Here is a 13691-nt window from a genome sequence, read left to right as displayed (position 1 = left end):
CAGACTAGGGGATGCGCCGACGGCTCAGCCCGCGGCATCCGGCGCGTCGACCGCGCCGCCGAAGCGGCGGTTCCGCGACGCGTAGAGCTCGATCGCCTTCCACAGCTCGACCCGGGAGAAGTCCGGCCAGAGCGTGTCGAGGAACACCATCTCGGCGTACGCCGACTGCCAGAGCAGGAAGTTCGAGGTGCGCTGCTCCCCCGAGCTGCGCACGAAGAGGTCGACGTCGGGCATGTCGGGCACGTACAGGCGCTTCTCGATCAGCCGGTCGCTGACCGCCGACGGCTTCAGGCGTCCTGCGGCGACGTCGTCGGCGATGGAGCGCACGGCGTCGACGATCTCGTTGCGGCCGCCGTAGTTCACGCACATCGTGAACTGGAGGCCGGTGTTGCCCGCGGTGAGGCGCTCGGCGACCTGGAGCTCGTCGATCACGGACTTCCACAGGCGCGGCCTGCGGCCCGCCCAGCGGATGCGCACGTCCCACTCGTTGAGCTGGTCGCGGCGACGGTGCAGCACGTCGCGGTTGTACCCCATCAGGAACCGCACCTCGTCGGGCGAGCGCTTCCAGTTCTCGGTCGAGAACGCGTACACCGAGAGGTGCTTCACGCCGATCTGGATGGCGCCCGCGACGACGTCGAGCAGCACCTCCTCGCCGGCCTTGTGCCCTTCGATGCGGGTCAGGCCCTGTCGGTTGGCCCAGCGCCCGTTGCCGTCCATGACGATCGCGACATGGTTCGGCACGGCGCCTTTCGGCAGCTCGGGCGGCGTGAGCCCGGTCCAGTCCAGCGGCCGGTAGGGCACGGCGTCCTTGTGGGTGTACGGCTTGGGGGTCACTTCGGTGCGGGTTCCCTCGTCACGTGCGGCAGCGAGCGCAGACCCCGCTCGAGGTGCCACTGGGTGTAGGCGGCGATGATGCCGCTGGCCTGGTTGCGGTCGCGTTCGGGTGCCTGTTCGGCGTACGTCCAGTCGCCCGCGAGCAGCGCGCCGAGCAGCCCGATCGTCGACGGGTCGATGCGCGGCGAACCGGGCGGTGCGCACTCGTCACACACGACGCCGCCGAGCTGCACGACGACCGCGGTGTGCGAGCCCTCGCGGGCGCAGCGCGCGCAGTCCTGGAAGCTCGGCGCCCATCCGGCCAGGGCCAGCGAGCGGAGCAGGTACGAGTCGAGCGTCAGCGACGGTCCGTGCTCGCCACGGGCGAGCGACCGGAGCGCACCGACGAGCAGGAGGTACTGCTGCAGCGATCCCTCCGCCTCGGTCATCCGGTCGGCGGTCTCGACCATCGCATTCGCCGCCGTGTACGCGGCGTAGTCCTGCGAGATCTCGGCGCCGTACGAGCCCAGCGAATCGGCCTGGGTGATCACGTCGAGGGTGCGGCCCTCGTACAACTGCAGGTCGGCGACCATGAACGGCTCGAGCCTGGCACCGAACTTCGAAGCGGTGCGGCGCACGCCCTTCGCGACCGCGCGGATCTTGCCGTGCCGCCGCGTGAGCAGCGTGACGATGCGGTCGGCTTCGCCCAGCTTGTGGGTGCGGAGCACCACCGCTTCATCTCGATAGACCGGCACCCCTCGATTCTCCCACCAGCGACCCACGCGACGGCGCACCGCGCGGATGCCGCGCCCGGGGCATCCGCTCTGGTTCACTGTCTGCGTGGAAACCGAGCAGTTCGTCATCCCCCTCTGGCTCGACCTCACCGCGGTCGGCCTCGGCGGCATCCAGGGCGCCCTGTTCGCCTCCGGGTTCCGTGGCGAACGGCGGCTCGACCTGTTGGGCGTCGCGCTCGTCGGCATCGTGATGGGGTTCGGCGGCGGCATGATCCGAGACCTCCTGCTCAACGCGCCGCTCCGGGCGCTCGAGAGCGACTGGTACCTGATCGTCGCGGTCGCCGCCGCGCTCGTGGGCATGCTCCTCGCCGGCCCGCTCACCCGACTCAACGTCGTGATCGTCGGACTCGATGCGATCGTGATCGGCATGTTCGGCGCGCTGGGCACGTCGAAGGCCCTGGCCTCCGGGCTGCCGCTGCTACCTGCCGTGTTCGTCGGCGTGGCGGCGGCCGTCGGCGGCGGCGTGCTCCGCGACATGCTGATGGGGTTGCCGGTCGCGATCATGCACGTCGGCTCGCTGTACGCCGTGGCGGCGGGAGCCGGATGCATCGTGCTCGCCGTGCTCAACCTGTTCGAGGTTCCCCTGCTCATCAGCGGGATCACCTGCGTCGTCGTCACGAGCATCATCCGCTGGCTCGCCGTGATCTTCGACGTGTCGCTGCCCGAGCAGCGCATGCTCTACCGCCGCAAGGTCGCGACGGAGACCGGCATGATGCCGATCATCCGTCGCTGACCTCGCGCACGGACATCGCCGGAGGCCGGCGCGACACAGGCCGGCCCGCCGCCGCAGGTTCAGGCCAGCGCGGCCTCGCGATCGGCCTCGGCCGGCACCGTGCCGCGCACCGCCCGGTTCACGGCCGACACGACGGCCTTGAGCGACGCGGTCGAGATGTCGGCGTCGATGCCGACGCCCCACAGCACCCGGCCGCCGACCTCGAGTTCGACGTATGCCGCCGCCAGGGCGTCGCCCGAAGCGGTGAGCGCGTGCTCGACGTAGTCGCGCAGCTTCACCTGGACGCCGGTGCCGCCCAGCACGGAGAGGAACGCCGAGATCGGGCCGTTGCCGCTCGCGTCGACCGCGGTGCGCTCATCGCCGTCGCGCAGGCCGACGTGCACGTGCACGACGCCGTCGAGCGCGGACTCGGTGCGCAGCGACAGCAGTTCGAACCGCCCCCACCGCTCCTCGGGCCGTTCGGCGGGCGCGGGCAGGTACTCGTCGTTGAAGATCCGCCAGATCTCGTCGCTCGTGACCTCGCCGCCCTCGGCGTCGGTCTTCGCCTGCACGACGCCCGAGAACTCGATCTGCAGCTTCCGCGGCAGGTCGAGCGCGTGGTCGCTCTTCAGCAGGTACGCGACGCCGCCCTTGCCCGACTGCGAGTTCACGCGGATGACCGCCTCGTAGCTGCGCCCCAGGTCGCGCGGGTCGACCGGCAGGTACGGCACGCCCCACTCGAGGTCGTCGACGGCGACGCCCTCGGCCTCGGCGCGCGCGGCCATGGCTTCGAAGCCCTTCTTGATCGCGTCCTGGTGCGAGCCCGAGAACGCGGTGTAGACCAGGTCGCCGGCCCACGGACTGCGCTCGTGCACGGGCAGCTGGTTGCAGTACTCGGCGGTGCGCTTGATCTCGTCGACGTCGCTGAAGTCGATCTGCGGGTCGATGCCCTGCGTGAACAGGTTGATGCCGAGCGCGACGAGGTCGACGTTGCCGGTGCGCTCGCCGTTGCCGAACAGGCATCCCTCGATGCGGTCGGCGCCCGCCATGTAGCCGAGTTCGGCGGCGGCGACGGCGGTTCCGCGGTCGTTGTGCGGATGCAGCGACAGGATCACGTTCGCTCGGTGCGCGAGGTGACGGCTCATCCACTCGATCGAGTCCGCATAGACGTTCGGCGTCGCCATCTCGACGGTCGCCGGCAGGTTGATGATGACCTTGCGCTCGGGCGTCGGCTCGAACACCTCGAGCACCTGGTTGCAGACGTCGACGGCGAACTCGAGCTCGGTGCCCGTGTAGCTCTCGGGCGAGTACTCGTAGTAGACCGTCGTGCCGGGCACGGTCGACTCCATCTCGCGGCACTTGCGCGCGCCGTGCAGGGCGATGTCGATGATGCCCTGCCGGTCGGTGCGGAACACGACCTCGCGCTGCAGCACGCTCGTCGAGTTGTACAGGTGGACGATCGCCTGCTTCGCACCCCGGATCGACTCGTAGGTGCGCTCGATCAGGTGGTCGCGCGCCTGCGTCAGCACCTGGATGGTGACGTCGTCGGGGATCGCGCCCTCGTCGATGAGGCTCCGGACGAAGTCGAAGTCGGTCTGGCTCGCGCTCGGGAACCCGACCTCGATCTCCTTGTAGCCCATGCGCACCAGCAGGTCGAACATGATGCGCTTGCGCTCGGGGCTCATCGGGTCGATGAGCGCCTGGTTGCCGTCGCGCAGGTCGACGGCGCACCAGCGGGGCGCCTCGGTGATGCGGGTCGACGGCCAGGTCCGATCGGGCAGGTCGACCACGATCTGCTCGTGGAACGGGCGATACCGGTGGACGGGCATCGGGGAGGGCTTCTGGGTGTTCTGCATTGCTCGCTCTTCTCGCTTCAGTCTGTGTCAGCCGACGACGAACTCCGCTGCGAGGGAGGCCTGTGAACTAGGACTCGCAGCGGCAGCTAAGGAGAAGCAGGCCGTGAAGCACGGATCAAGGCTAGCACCCCGCCGGACGCCGCGGATCGACCGCGACGGATCGACCACGCGGGATCGACCACGCCGGATCGACCAGGCCGACTCGACCACGCCCGACACGGCGAAACGCCCCGTCGCGACCGGTGGCGCCGGGCGACGGGGCGGATCGGTGCGGCGGCCCGTTCCCCAACGGCCGCCGCACGCTCACTCGACCGCGAGTGCGGCCACCGGTGAGATCCTGACCGCCCGTCGCGCGGGCGTGACGGATGCCGCGAGCGTGATGAGCGCCGCCGCTCCCACCACGATCGCGACGACGACCCACGGCACCGACGGAACGACGAAGGTCGGCTCCCCCTCGATCGACCCGAGCATCGACTGCGCACCGAGCCACCCGTAGACCGTGCCGAGCACGAGCCCCGTGACGGTCGCGGCGACCGTGAGCGCGGCCGCCTCCGCGAGGATCATCGAGCGCACCTGGGCGCGGTCGAACCCGAGGGCGCGAAGGAGTCCGATCTCGCGCGTGCGCTGCAGCACGCTGATCGACAGCGTGTTCACGAGTCCGACCGCGGCGATCACCGCACTGAATCCGACGAGCGCCGAGAAGACGGCGATCGTGCCGTCGATGACCGGGCCGATCGCCGCGTCGAGCATCTCCTGACTGCTCAGGATGCGCCCCATCGCCACACGGTACGTCTCCATCGTGACCGCGAACATCGTCACGAGGGTGACGCCGACCACGAGGCCGATGGTCATGCGGGTCGCACGCTCGGGGTGGCGCACCGCGTTCTCGGCGGCGAGGCGTGCGGCCGGCGAAGACCCGAGCAACCGCCCGACCGCGCGCAGCACGGGCGGCATGATGCGGTCGGCGACGAGCACGACCCCGGTGAACGACAGGATGCCCCCCACGACGCCCACGAGCACGCCCAGCGGGTGGAACAGGCCGATCACGACCCCGCCCGCGAGCGCGAGCGCGCCGAGCACGACGAGCACGACACCCGTCGCCGTACGGCCGGCCCGGCGCCCGACCTCCTCGCTCGAGGACTCCGTCGAGTTGCCGAGCGCCTCGGCCGGGCGCACCGCGAGCACGCGCCGCGAGCCCGCCCAGGCCGCCAGCCAGGTCGTGAGGACGACGGCGACCATCGGCACCACGAGCACCGGGTCGAGGTAGCCGTAGTCGAACGACGGGAGCATGTCGGCGGCGACCGCCCACTGCGCGACGGCCCAGGCGATGAGCGTGCCGAGGGCCGCGCCCGCGACCGCGCCGACCGCGCCGACCAGCAGTCCCTCCCTGGCGATCGTCGCGCGCTGCGCCCTCGCACTCGACCCGATGAGCCGGAGCAGTGCGATCGTGCGGGTCCGGCCGGCGACGACCGTCGCGACGGTGTTCGCCGTCGTCACGGCCGACACGTAGACCGCGATCGCGATGAACACGAACGCGACGACGTCGAGCATCGTCTTGACGGTGCCGCTCGACCCTGCGACCTCGTCGGCCGCGATGACGGCGGTGAGGATGCCCGTGACCTGCAGCAGCGCCACCCCGAACGCCGAGGCGAGGACCGCGACGAGCAGCGTCGGCAGGTGGTCGCGGATGCCCCTGCTCACGCCGCCGTCTCCATCTGGAGCATGTACGCCGAGATCTCCTCCGGCGTGATGCGCGGGGAGTCGCGGACGATTCGGCCGTCGGCGAGGAAAAGGATCCGGTCGGCGTGGCTCGCCGCGATCGGGTCGTGGGTGACCATCGCGATCGACTGACCCGACCGCGAACTCGCGGTCGCGAGGAGGCCGAGCACCTCGCGGCCGGTGCGCGAGTCGAGGTTCCCGGTCGGCTCGTCGGCGAAGACGAGGTCGGGGCGGGTCGCGAGGGCTCGGGCGATGGCGACGCGCTGCTGCTGACCGCCGGACAGTTCATGGGGACGATGGCGGAGCCTGGCCGTGAGCCCGAGCGAGTCGACGAGTTCGTCGATCCACGCCTGCTCCTCGCGCGACGGGCGGCGGCCGTCGAGCTCGAACGGCAGCACGATGTTGCCTCGCACGTCGAGCGTCGGGATCAGGTTGAACGACTGGAAGACGAAGCCGATACGGCGGCGACGCAGCACCGTGAGCTGTGCGTCGGAGAGGTCGGTGATGTCGGAGTCGCCGAGCCACACCTGCCCCGATGTGGGCGTGTCGAGGCCGGCCATCAGGTGCATGAGCGTCGACTTGCCCGAGCCCGACGGCCCCATGATCGCCGTGAACTCGCCGCGACGCAGGCCGATCGAGACGTCGTCGAGCGCGACGACCTCACCGGTGCCGGCGCCGTACCGCTTGCCGAGCCTGACGGCGCGGGCGATGAGACCGAGGTCGGAGGGAGGGTTCTGCATGCTGTCGACGCTACGGATCCGCGTGCGGCGGGGCATCCGACCGGGGGTTGCCGTGCATCATCCCATCGGATGATCCGGGCGTCGGCCGAGCGGTGGGAGCGGTGGGCGCGCTCAGCCGGTCAGGTCGTGCTCGTACGCGAACACCACGAGCTGCACCCGATCGCGCAGGCCGAGCTTCGCGAGGATGCGGCTCACGTGGGTCTTCACCGTGGCCTCGCTGAGGAACTCGCTCGTCGCGATCTCCGTGTTCGACAGCCCGCGGGCCGCGAGGCCGAAGATCTCGCGTTCACGCGGCGTCAACTCAGACCAGGCCGCCGGCGCCGGACGTGCCACGCCGCTGCGCCGCACGTGCGCGAAGAGCTCGCGCGTCGCCGTGGCCGCGAGCACCGCGTTGCCCTGATGCACCGTCCGGATCGCCGCGAGCAGGAACTCCGGGTCGGCGTCCTTCAGCACGAACCCGCTCGCGCCCGCGCGGATCGCCCTCGCCGCGTTCTCGTCGAGGTCGAACGTCGTGAGGACGATGATGCGGGGCGGCGTGCGCCCCGCGCGATCTGCGTCGGCGAGGATCCGCTCGGTCGCCTCGATGCCGTCGGCGAGCGGCATCCGCACGTCCATGAGCACGACGTCGGGTCGCGCGCGTTCGACGAGCGCGACCGCCTGCACGCCGTCGCCCGCCTCCCCCGCGAACTCGAGATCGGGTTGCGACTCGACGAGCATCCGGATGCCGGCGCGGAAGAGCGCCTGGTCGTCGACGAGCGCGACGCGGATCGGCGTCATGCGGTCCTCCCCTTCGTCGCCGGTACCTCGGCCACCAGCCGGAACCGGTCCTCGCCCTCGTACTCGGCCTGCAACGCACCGCCCGCGAGCTGCGCTCGCTCGCGCATCCCCGGAATCCCGTGACGGAACCCGGTCGTCTCGCGCGGGGCATCCGCCCGGACCCGGTTGACCAGGTCGATGAGCACGCCTCGCTCGCTCCACGTGAGCCGCAACTCGACCGGCCGCGAGACGTCGCCGTGGCGCAGCGCGTTCGTCAGGCCCTCCTGCACGATGCGGTAGACCGCGATCTGGTGACCGGTGCCGAGCGGGGTCCGGTCGCCGACCTCGTCGAACCGCAGGTCGAGGCCCGCTGCCCGGAGCTGGTCGAGCAGCGGATCGAGGTCGTCGAGCACGGGCTGCGGCGTCGCCGCCTCCGTGTGGCGCAGTTCGGCGAGGAGCGACCGGACGTCGCCGAGCGCGCCGCGCGCGACCTCGGCGATCGTCCCGAGCGCGGTGACGGATGCCTCGGGCCGGGTCGTCGCCGCGAAGCGGGCGCCGTCGGCCTGGGCGATGACCACTGCGAGCGAGTGCGCGACGACGTCGTGCATATCGCGCGCGATGCGGTTGCGCTCCTGCTCGACGGCGTACCGGTACTCGGCGAGCTCCCGCTTGCGGGTCGCCTCCTCCTCGCGCCGACGGATGTCCCGCGAGTCGCGAACCGCACGCACGAGCAGGCCCGCGGTCCACGCGAGCACCAGCACGGCGATCGAGGCGACGAAGAGGAAGAGCATCCAGACCGCCATCGACAGCGGCGCGGCGGCGTCGGCGGGCGAAGAGGCCCCGTCGAAGATCGGCTTCACGAGCGCGAGGTAGAGCGTCGCGACCAGCGCGCCGACCCCCGCCGACGCGAGGCCGAGCCAGCGCAGCAGCCGGCCGCCGTGCGCCGAGGTCGAGTAGAGCACGCCGAGCACCGCGGCGTCGTAGAGCTGGAGGTCGCGCAGCGTGAGCATCTGCACGAGCGCGGCGACCCAGGCGATGCCCAGCGACCACGCCGGCTCGAGCCGGCGAACCGCCAATGCTCCGACGAACACGATGAGCGCGACGATGTCGGCCGCGTTGCCGAGCAGCGCGAACGGGAGGCACGCGAGGCCGAACAGGCCGGCCAGGACGAGGTCCGTCACCAGCTTGCCGCGGCTCAGCGGTTCGCGTTCCGGTGCAGTGGTCACCGATCCACCGTACGCGCCCGACACCGAGGCATCCGGCTCAGCCCACCGGAATCATCCTCGCGATGGAGGCCGCTCCGCGATCGTCAGAACCCGAGCCGCCCCAACTGCTTGGGGTCGCGCTGCCAGTCCTTCGCGACCTTCACGTGCAACGCGAGGTACACCTTCCGGCCGAGCAGCGCCTCGATCTGGGCCCGAGCCGTCGCGCCGACCTCCTTGAGGCGTGCACCGCCCTTGCCGATGATGATGCCCTTCTGGCTGTCGCGCTCGACGTACAGGTTCGCGTACACCTCGACGAGGTCCTTGTCGTCGCGCTCGACCATGTCCTCCACCGTGACCGCGATCGAATGCGGCAGTTCGTCGGCGACGCCCTCGAGCGCCGCCTCGCGGACGAACTCCGCGATGCGCTCCGCCACTTCCTCGTCGGTCGTCGTCTCCGCGGGGTACAGCGCCTGATCGGACTCGGGCATGAGCGCCAGGAGCTCGGCGACCAGCACCTCGAGCTGCTCGCCTCGGGGTGCCGAGACCGGGATGATCGCCGCCCACTCGCGAAGCTCCGACACGGCGAGCAGCTGCTGTGCGACCTTCGCCTTCGATGCGGCATCCGTCTTCGTGACGATCGCGACCTTCTTCGCGTGCGGGTACTGGTCGAGCTGCTCGTTGATGAAGCGGTCCCCCGGCCCGATCGCCTCGTTCGCCGGCACGCAGAACGCGATCACGTCGACATCGCCGAGCGTCGACTGCACGAGCGTGTTCAGCCGCTCGCCGAGCAGCGTGCGCGGTCGGTGCAGGCCGGGGGTGTCGACCAGGATCAACTGCCCGTGCTCGCGGTGCACGATGCCACGGATCGCCCGGCGCGTGGTCTGCGGCTTCGAGCTCGTGATCGCGACCTTCTCGCCGACCAGCGCGTTCGTCAGCGTCGACTTGCCGACGTTCGGCCTCCCCACGAAGGAGACGAACCCGGCGCGGTAGTTCGGAGACTCAGCCATCGGAACGGCCCCTTTCCATGTCCGCGCCCTGGAATGCCGTGCGCGCGTCGATCAGTGCCTGGTCGGGCCAGGCGAGGATGGTCGCGATCCGCTTTCGACGTCCCTCGGTGCGCTCCGCCTCGAGCAGCAGCCCGGAGACCGCGACCCGGTCGCCCGGCTGCGGGAGCCGGCCGAGCTCCTTCGCGAGCAGCCCGCCCGCAGTGTCGACGTCGTCGTCCTCGAGGTCGAGCCCGAACAGCTCGCCGAGCTCGTCGATCGGCAGGCGCGCGTTCACGCGGAAGCGATCGCCGCCGAGCTCCTCGACCTGCGCGGCCTCGCGGTCGTACTCGTCGGAGATGTCGCCGACGAGCTCCTCGATCAGGTCCTCCAGGGTCGCGAGCCCCGCGATGCCGCCGTACTCGTCGACGACCATCGCGAGGTGGTTCGACGTCGCCTGCATCTGCCGCAGCAGCGCGTCGGCCTTCATCGAGTCGGGCACGAAGACCGCGGGGCGTGCCAGCGAGCCGACCGTCATCGCATCCGCATCCAACGGCTGCTCGAACGCCAGCCGCGCGACATCGCGCAGGTACAGCACGCCGATGACGTCGTCGGCGTCGCGCTCGATGACGGGCACGCGCGAGTACCCGGCGCGGAGGAACACCGCCATCGCCTGCGGCAGGTGCGCCGTCGCGTCGATGGTCACCATGTCCGTGCGGGCGACCATGACCTCGCGGACGACCGTGTCGTTGAACTCGAAGATCGAGTGGATGAGCTCGCGGTCCTCGGGCTCGAGCACCTCGAGCTCGGCGGCCTCGTCGACGATGCTGAGCAACTGCTCCTCGCTCGAGACGCCGGCGAACCGGATGCGCGCGGGCGTCACGCGGTTGCCGAGCGCCACCAGCGCTCCGGCGATCGGCCCGAGGCTCACCCGGAGGAACCGCACGATCGGCGCCGACCAGCGCAGCACCGTGCGTGCGTGCACGCGGCCGACGCTCCGCGGGCTCGCACCGACCAGCACGAACGACACCGCGGTCATGATCAGGGCCGACCAGAGCAGCACGAACCAGACGTTGTCGATGAACGACGCGAGGGCGAGCGTCACGAGCACCGCGGCCGTGGTCTCCGTGAGGATGCGCACGAAGTTGACGGCATTGACGTGCGGCCCCGGATCCTCGGCGATCGCGAGCAGCGACGCTCGGCGACGCGAGACGAGCGCCAGATCGGTCAGGTCGGCGCGCGACAGCGTGCCCAGCGCGGAATCGACGGCGGCCATCAGTCCGCCGAAGGCGACGAGCACGAGCGCCGCCGAGAGGAACACCCACTCCTGCATGGTCAGCGGCGGCGCTCCTGCATCGCGAACCCGACGAGGATGTCGCGCTGGATCGAGAACATCTCCTTCTCCTCGTCGGGCTCGGCGTGGTCGAACCCGAGCAGGTGCAGGATCCCGTGGGCCGTGAGCAACTGGAGCTCGTCGAGGAGTGTGTGGCCCGCCTGCCGGGCCTGCGATTCGGCGACCTGCGGGCAGAGCACGACGTCGCCGAGCAGACCCGGCGAAGTGGGCTGGTCCTCGGTGCCCGGCCGCAGCTCGTCCATGGGGAAGCTCAGCACGTCGGTCGGCCCCGGCTCGTCCATCCACTGCACGTGCAGCTGCTCCATCGCACCCTCGTCGACGAGGAGGATCGCGAGCTCGGCGTCGCGGTGCACGTGCATCGTGTCGAGCGCGAAGACGGCGAGGCGCTGCAGGGCCGCCTCGTCGACCTCGACGGCCGATTCGTTGTTGATCTCGATGCTCATCTGGTCGGACTCCGTCTGGTCGGTGCGTCGTGGCGTCGGTGGGTCGTGTCGTCGGGCGGTCGGCGGCCGCCCGGTCAGCTCTTCGGCCGCGGAGGCTGGCGGTCGCGCGGTATCCGCCCGCGGCGCTCCGCGCGGTTCGCGAACTCGCGCGCCTGCTCGCGTTCGAACCGCTGCGCCTGGTTGCGCTGGTCGTACTCGGTGTAGGCGTCGACGATGCGGCCGACGAGCGTGTGCCGCACGACGTCGTCGCTCGTGAGCCGGGCGAAGTGGATGTCGTCGATGCGGTCGAGGATCTTCGTCACGAGTCGCAGTCCCGAGGCGCCACCCGGCAGGTCGACCTGCGTGATGTCGCCGGTGACGACCATCTTCGAGCCGAACCCGAGGCGGGTGAGGAACATCTTCATCTGCTCGGGCGTGGTGTTCTGCGCCTCGTCGAGCACGACGAACGAGTCGTTCAGGGTGCGACCGCGCATGTAGGCGAGCGGGGCGACCTCGACCGTGCCGGAGGCGAGCAGCTTCGGCACGAGCTCGGGGTCCATCATCTCGTTGAGCGCGTCGTAGAGGGGCCTGAGGTACGGGTCGATCTTGTCGGTGAGCGTGCCGGGCAGGAATCCGAGGCGCTCGCCGGCCTCGACGGCCGGGCGGGTCAGGATGATCCGGCTGACCTCCTTGCGTTGCAGCGCCTGCACGGCCTTCGCCATCGCGAGGTACGTCTTGCCGGTTCCGGCCGGCCCGATGCCGAACACGATGGTGTGCTCGTCGATCGCGTCGACGTAGGCGCGCTGGCCCTCGGTCTTCGGGCGGATCGACTTGCCGCGGCTCGAGACGATGACCTGGCCGAGCAGCTCGGACGGGCGTGCGCCCGGGTCCTGGTCGAGCATCCTGGCTGAACTCCTGACTTCGGTGGGGGTCGGATCCTGTCCGTTCCGGACCAGTTCGAGCAACTCCTCGATGAGCCGGCGCACGCGCAGTCGCCCGTCGGCGTCTCCTCGGATCGCGATCTCGTTGCCGCGCACGTGCACGGTCACGCCCGGGTACTCGCGCTGGATGCTCGAGAGCAGGCGGTCCTGCGGGCCGAGCAGCCGCACCATCGCGATGCCGTCGATCTCGAGTCGCTCCTCGCCGACCGCCGGATCGGGCACGGTCTGCGCGGGGCCGTCGACGGATGCCTCGACGCCGTCGGTCCGCTCGGGTTCAGCCGGCGGCAAGCGAGCCCTCCTCGAGGCCGCCGGCCAGGACGTGGGCGTGCACGTGGAAGACGGTCTGCCCGGCGTCCGCGCCGGTGTTGAACACGAGCCGGAACTGGCCGTCGGCCAGTTCGCCGGCCACGCGGTGCGCGACGTCGACCAGCTCCGCGAGCAGGGCCGGGTCGGCCGCGGCGAGTTCGACCACGTCGCGGTGGTCGCCCGACCGCGGGGTCACGACGACGTGGATCGGCGCCTTCGGCGCGATGTCGTGGAACGCGATCACCCGCTCGGTCTCGGCCACCATCTCCGCCGGGATCTCACCGGCCGAGATGCGTTCGAACACGGTCGGTTCCCGGGTCTCGCTCATCCTTCCATCGTAGCGACGGATGCGTCACCACCGCCCGATCGCCGCGGAGATCACGGCGATCGCCGCCGGTCCCGCGGTCGACGTCCGGAGCACGGATGCCCCGAGCCGCACGCTCTCGGCACCCGCAGCGGTGAGCCGGGCGAGCTCCTCGGGGGCGATCCCGCCCTCGGGGCCGACGACGAGCGCGAGGTCGCGGCCGTCGAACTCCAGGTCGGTGAGCGCGACGGTCGCCGTGGGCTCGAGGAGGAGCATCCGCGCGCCGTGCAGCCGGTCGGCGAGCGTCGCCGTCGATGCGACCTCGTCGACCTCTGGCCGCCAGGCGCGGATCGACTGCTTCACGGCCTCGCGCACGATCGATGCCCAGCGCGCCCGCCCCTTCGCGGCCTTCGGCCCGTCCCACCGCGAGATCGACCTCGCGGCCGACCACGGCACGATGCGGTCGACACCGAGTTCGGTGGCGGCCTGCACGGCCAGCTCGTCGCGGTCGCCCTTCGCGAGCGCCTGCACCAGGATCAGCGCCGGGGCGGGGCGCTCCTCGACGAGGACCTCGTCGACCTCGAGCGCGAGGTCGCGCGGACCCGTCGAGACGACGGCACCGCGCACGATGCGCCCGCGGCCGTCGCCGATGGCGAGCCGCTCGCCGACGCGCACGCGGGCGACGGTCACGGCGTGCCGCGCCTCGTCGCCGGCGAGCTCGACGCGATGGCCGACGCCGACCGCCCCGAGGTCGAGGTCGTCGACGAGGTACAGGCTGCTCATCGC

14 protein-coding genes are annotated in these 13691 nt (G+C 71.1%); 1 reads left to right on the top strand and 13 read right to left on the bottom strand.

The window, feature by feature from the left end; genetic code table 11:
- Window positions 1-24: 24 nt before the first annotated feature.
- Both ELQ40_RS08565 and recO read right to left on the bottom strand, forming a co-directional pair.
- Window positions 25-834 (bottom strand): isoprenyl transferase, encoded by an 810-nt coding sequence (locus ELQ40_RS08565; protein WP_127793311.1) that lies wholly within the window; start codon window positions 832-834, stop codon window positions 25-27.
- Complete coding sequence (gene recO, locus ELQ40_RS08560; protein ID WP_127793310.1) at window positions 831-1568, bottom strand: DNA repair protein RecO; 738 nt, start codon at window positions 1566-1568, stop codon at window positions 831-833. Before recO ends, ELQ40_RS08565 begins: the two co-directional genes overlap by 4 nt.
- Window positions 1569-1653: 85 nt before the next feature.
- Between recO and ELQ40_RS08555 the strand changes: the two genes are divergently transcribed.
- Window positions 1654-2340, top strand: coding sequence for a trimeric intracellular cation channel family protein (locus ELQ40_RS08555; RefSeq protein WP_127793309.1), 687 nt, complete (start codon window positions 1654-1656; stop codon window positions 2338-2340).
- A gap of 59 nt (window positions 2341-2399) precedes the next feature.
- On the opposite strand, the gene leuA is transcribed toward ELQ40_RS08555, so the two are convergent.
- From leuA to ELQ40_RS08500, 11 genes are all read right to left on the bottom strand, one after another.
- Window positions 2400-4175: a 2-isopropylmalate synthase gene (gene leuA / locus ELQ40_RS08550; protein ID WP_127793308.1), complete on the bottom strand. Its 1776-nt coding sequence runs from the start codon at window positions 4173-4175 to the stop codon at window positions 2400-2402.
- Window positions 4176-4478: 303 nt separating this feature from the next.
- Entirely contained in the window at window positions 4479-5876 is a 1398-nt protein-coding gene (locus ELQ40_RS08545) for an ABC transporter permease (RefSeq protein ID WP_127793307.1), read from the bottom strand.
- A complete protein-coding gene (locus ELQ40_RS08540; protein ID WP_127793306.1) occupies window positions 5873-6634 on the bottom strand; it encodes an ABC transporter ATP-binding protein in 762 nt (253 codons plus the stop codon). Before ELQ40_RS08540 ends, ELQ40_RS08545 begins: the two co-directional genes overlap by 4 nt.
- Window positions 6635-6745: 111 nt before the next feature.
- Window positions 6746-7411, bottom strand: a complete 666-nt coding sequence (locus ELQ40_RS08535; protein ID WP_127793305.1) for a response regulator transcription factor — start codon at window positions 7409-7411, stop codon at window positions 6746-6748.
- Entirely contained in the window at window positions 7408-8616 is a 1209-nt protein-coding gene (locus ELQ40_RS08530; RefSeq protein ID WP_127793304.1) for a sensor histidine kinase, read from the bottom strand. Before ELQ40_RS08530 ends, ELQ40_RS08535 begins: the two co-directional genes overlap by 4 nt.
- Before the next feature lie 83 nt (window positions 8617-8699).
- A complete protein-coding gene (era, locus tag ELQ40_RS08525; RefSeq protein ID WP_127793303.1) occupies window positions 8700-9602 on the bottom strand; it encodes a GTPase Era in 903 nt (300 codons plus the stop codon).
- Window positions 9595-10911, bottom strand: coding sequence for a hemolysin family protein (locus ELQ40_RS08520; RefSeq protein WP_127793302.1), 1317 nt, complete (start codon window positions 10909-10911; stop codon window positions 9595-9597). Before ELQ40_RS08520 ends, era begins: the two co-directional genes overlap by 8 nt.
- A gap of 2 nt (window positions 10912-10913) precedes the next feature.
- Complete coding sequence (gene ybeY, locus ELQ40_RS08515) at window positions 10914-11375, bottom strand: rRNA maturation RNase YbeY (protein WP_127793301.1); 462 nt, start codon at window positions 11373-11375, stop codon at window positions 10914-10916.
- 74 nt (window positions 11376-11449) lie between these two features.
- Window positions 11450-12466 (bottom strand): PhoH family protein, encoded by a 1017-nt coding sequence (locus tag ELQ40_RS08510; protein ID WP_127795214.1) that lies wholly within the window; start codon window positions 12464-12466, stop codon window positions 11450-11452.
- A gap of 103 nt (window positions 12467-12569) precedes the next feature.
- Complete coding sequence (locus tag ELQ40_RS08505) at window positions 12570-12929, bottom strand: HIT domain-containing protein (protein WP_127793300.1); 360 nt, start codon at window positions 12927-12929, stop codon at window positions 12570-12572.
- 24 nt (window positions 12930-12953) lie between these two features.
- Complete coding sequence (locus ELQ40_RS08500) at window positions 12954-13688, bottom strand: 16S rRNA (uracil(1498)-N(3))-methyltransferase (protein ID WP_127793299.1); 735 nt, start codon at window positions 13686-13688, stop codon at window positions 12954-12956.
- Between the last annotated feature and the right edge of the window lie 3 nt (window positions 13689-13691).

The organism is Agromyces sp. LHK192 (genome assembly GCF_004006235.1).
Lineage (GTDB): Bacteria > Actinomycetota > Actinomycetes > Actinomycetales > Microbacteriaceae > Agromyces.
Note: the sequence above shows the minus strand (reverse complement) of the source record. Positions and strands in the feature narration are given on the sequence as shown.

Excerpts from the sequence above, each read along its gene's own strand:
- ybeY (WP_127793301.1), bottom strand. The coding sequence starts at position 11,375 with ATGAGCATCGAGATCAACAACGAATCGGCCGTCGAGGTCGACGAGGCG.
- ELQ40_RS08505 (WP_127793300.1), bottom strand. The coding sequence starts at position 12,929 with ATGAGCGAGACCCGGGAACCGACCGTGTTCGAACGCATCTCGGCCGGT.
- era (WP_127793303.1), bottom strand. The coding sequence starts at position 9,602 with ATGGCTGAGTCTCCGAACTACCGCGCCGGGTTCGTCTCCTTCGTGGGG.
- leuA (WP_127793308.1), bottom strand. The coding sequence starts at position 4,175 with ATGCAGAACACCCAGAAGCCCTCCCCGATGCCCGTCCACCGGTATCGC.
- ELQ40_RS08535 (WP_127793305.1), bottom strand. The coding sequence starts at position 7,411 with ATGACGCCGATCCGCGTCGCGCTCGTCGACGACCAGGCGCTCTTCCGC.
- ELQ40_RS08520 (WP_127793302.1), bottom strand. The coding sequence starts at position 10,911 with ATGCAGGAGTGGGTGTTCCTCTCGGCGGCGCTCGTGCTCGTCGCCTTC.
- ELQ40_RS08510 (WP_127795214.1), bottom strand. The coding sequence starts at position 12,466 with ATGGTGCGGCTGCTCGGCCCGCAGGACCGCCTGCTCTCGAGCATCCAG.
- ELQ40_RS08540 (WP_127793306.1), bottom strand. The coding sequence starts at position 6,634 with ATGCAGAACCCTCCCTCCGACCTCGGTCTCATCGCCCGCGCCGTCAGG.
- ELQ40_RS08500 (WP_127793299.1), bottom strand. The coding sequence starts at position 13,688 with ATGAGCAGCCTGTACCTCGTCGACGACCTCGACCTCGGGGCGGTCGGC.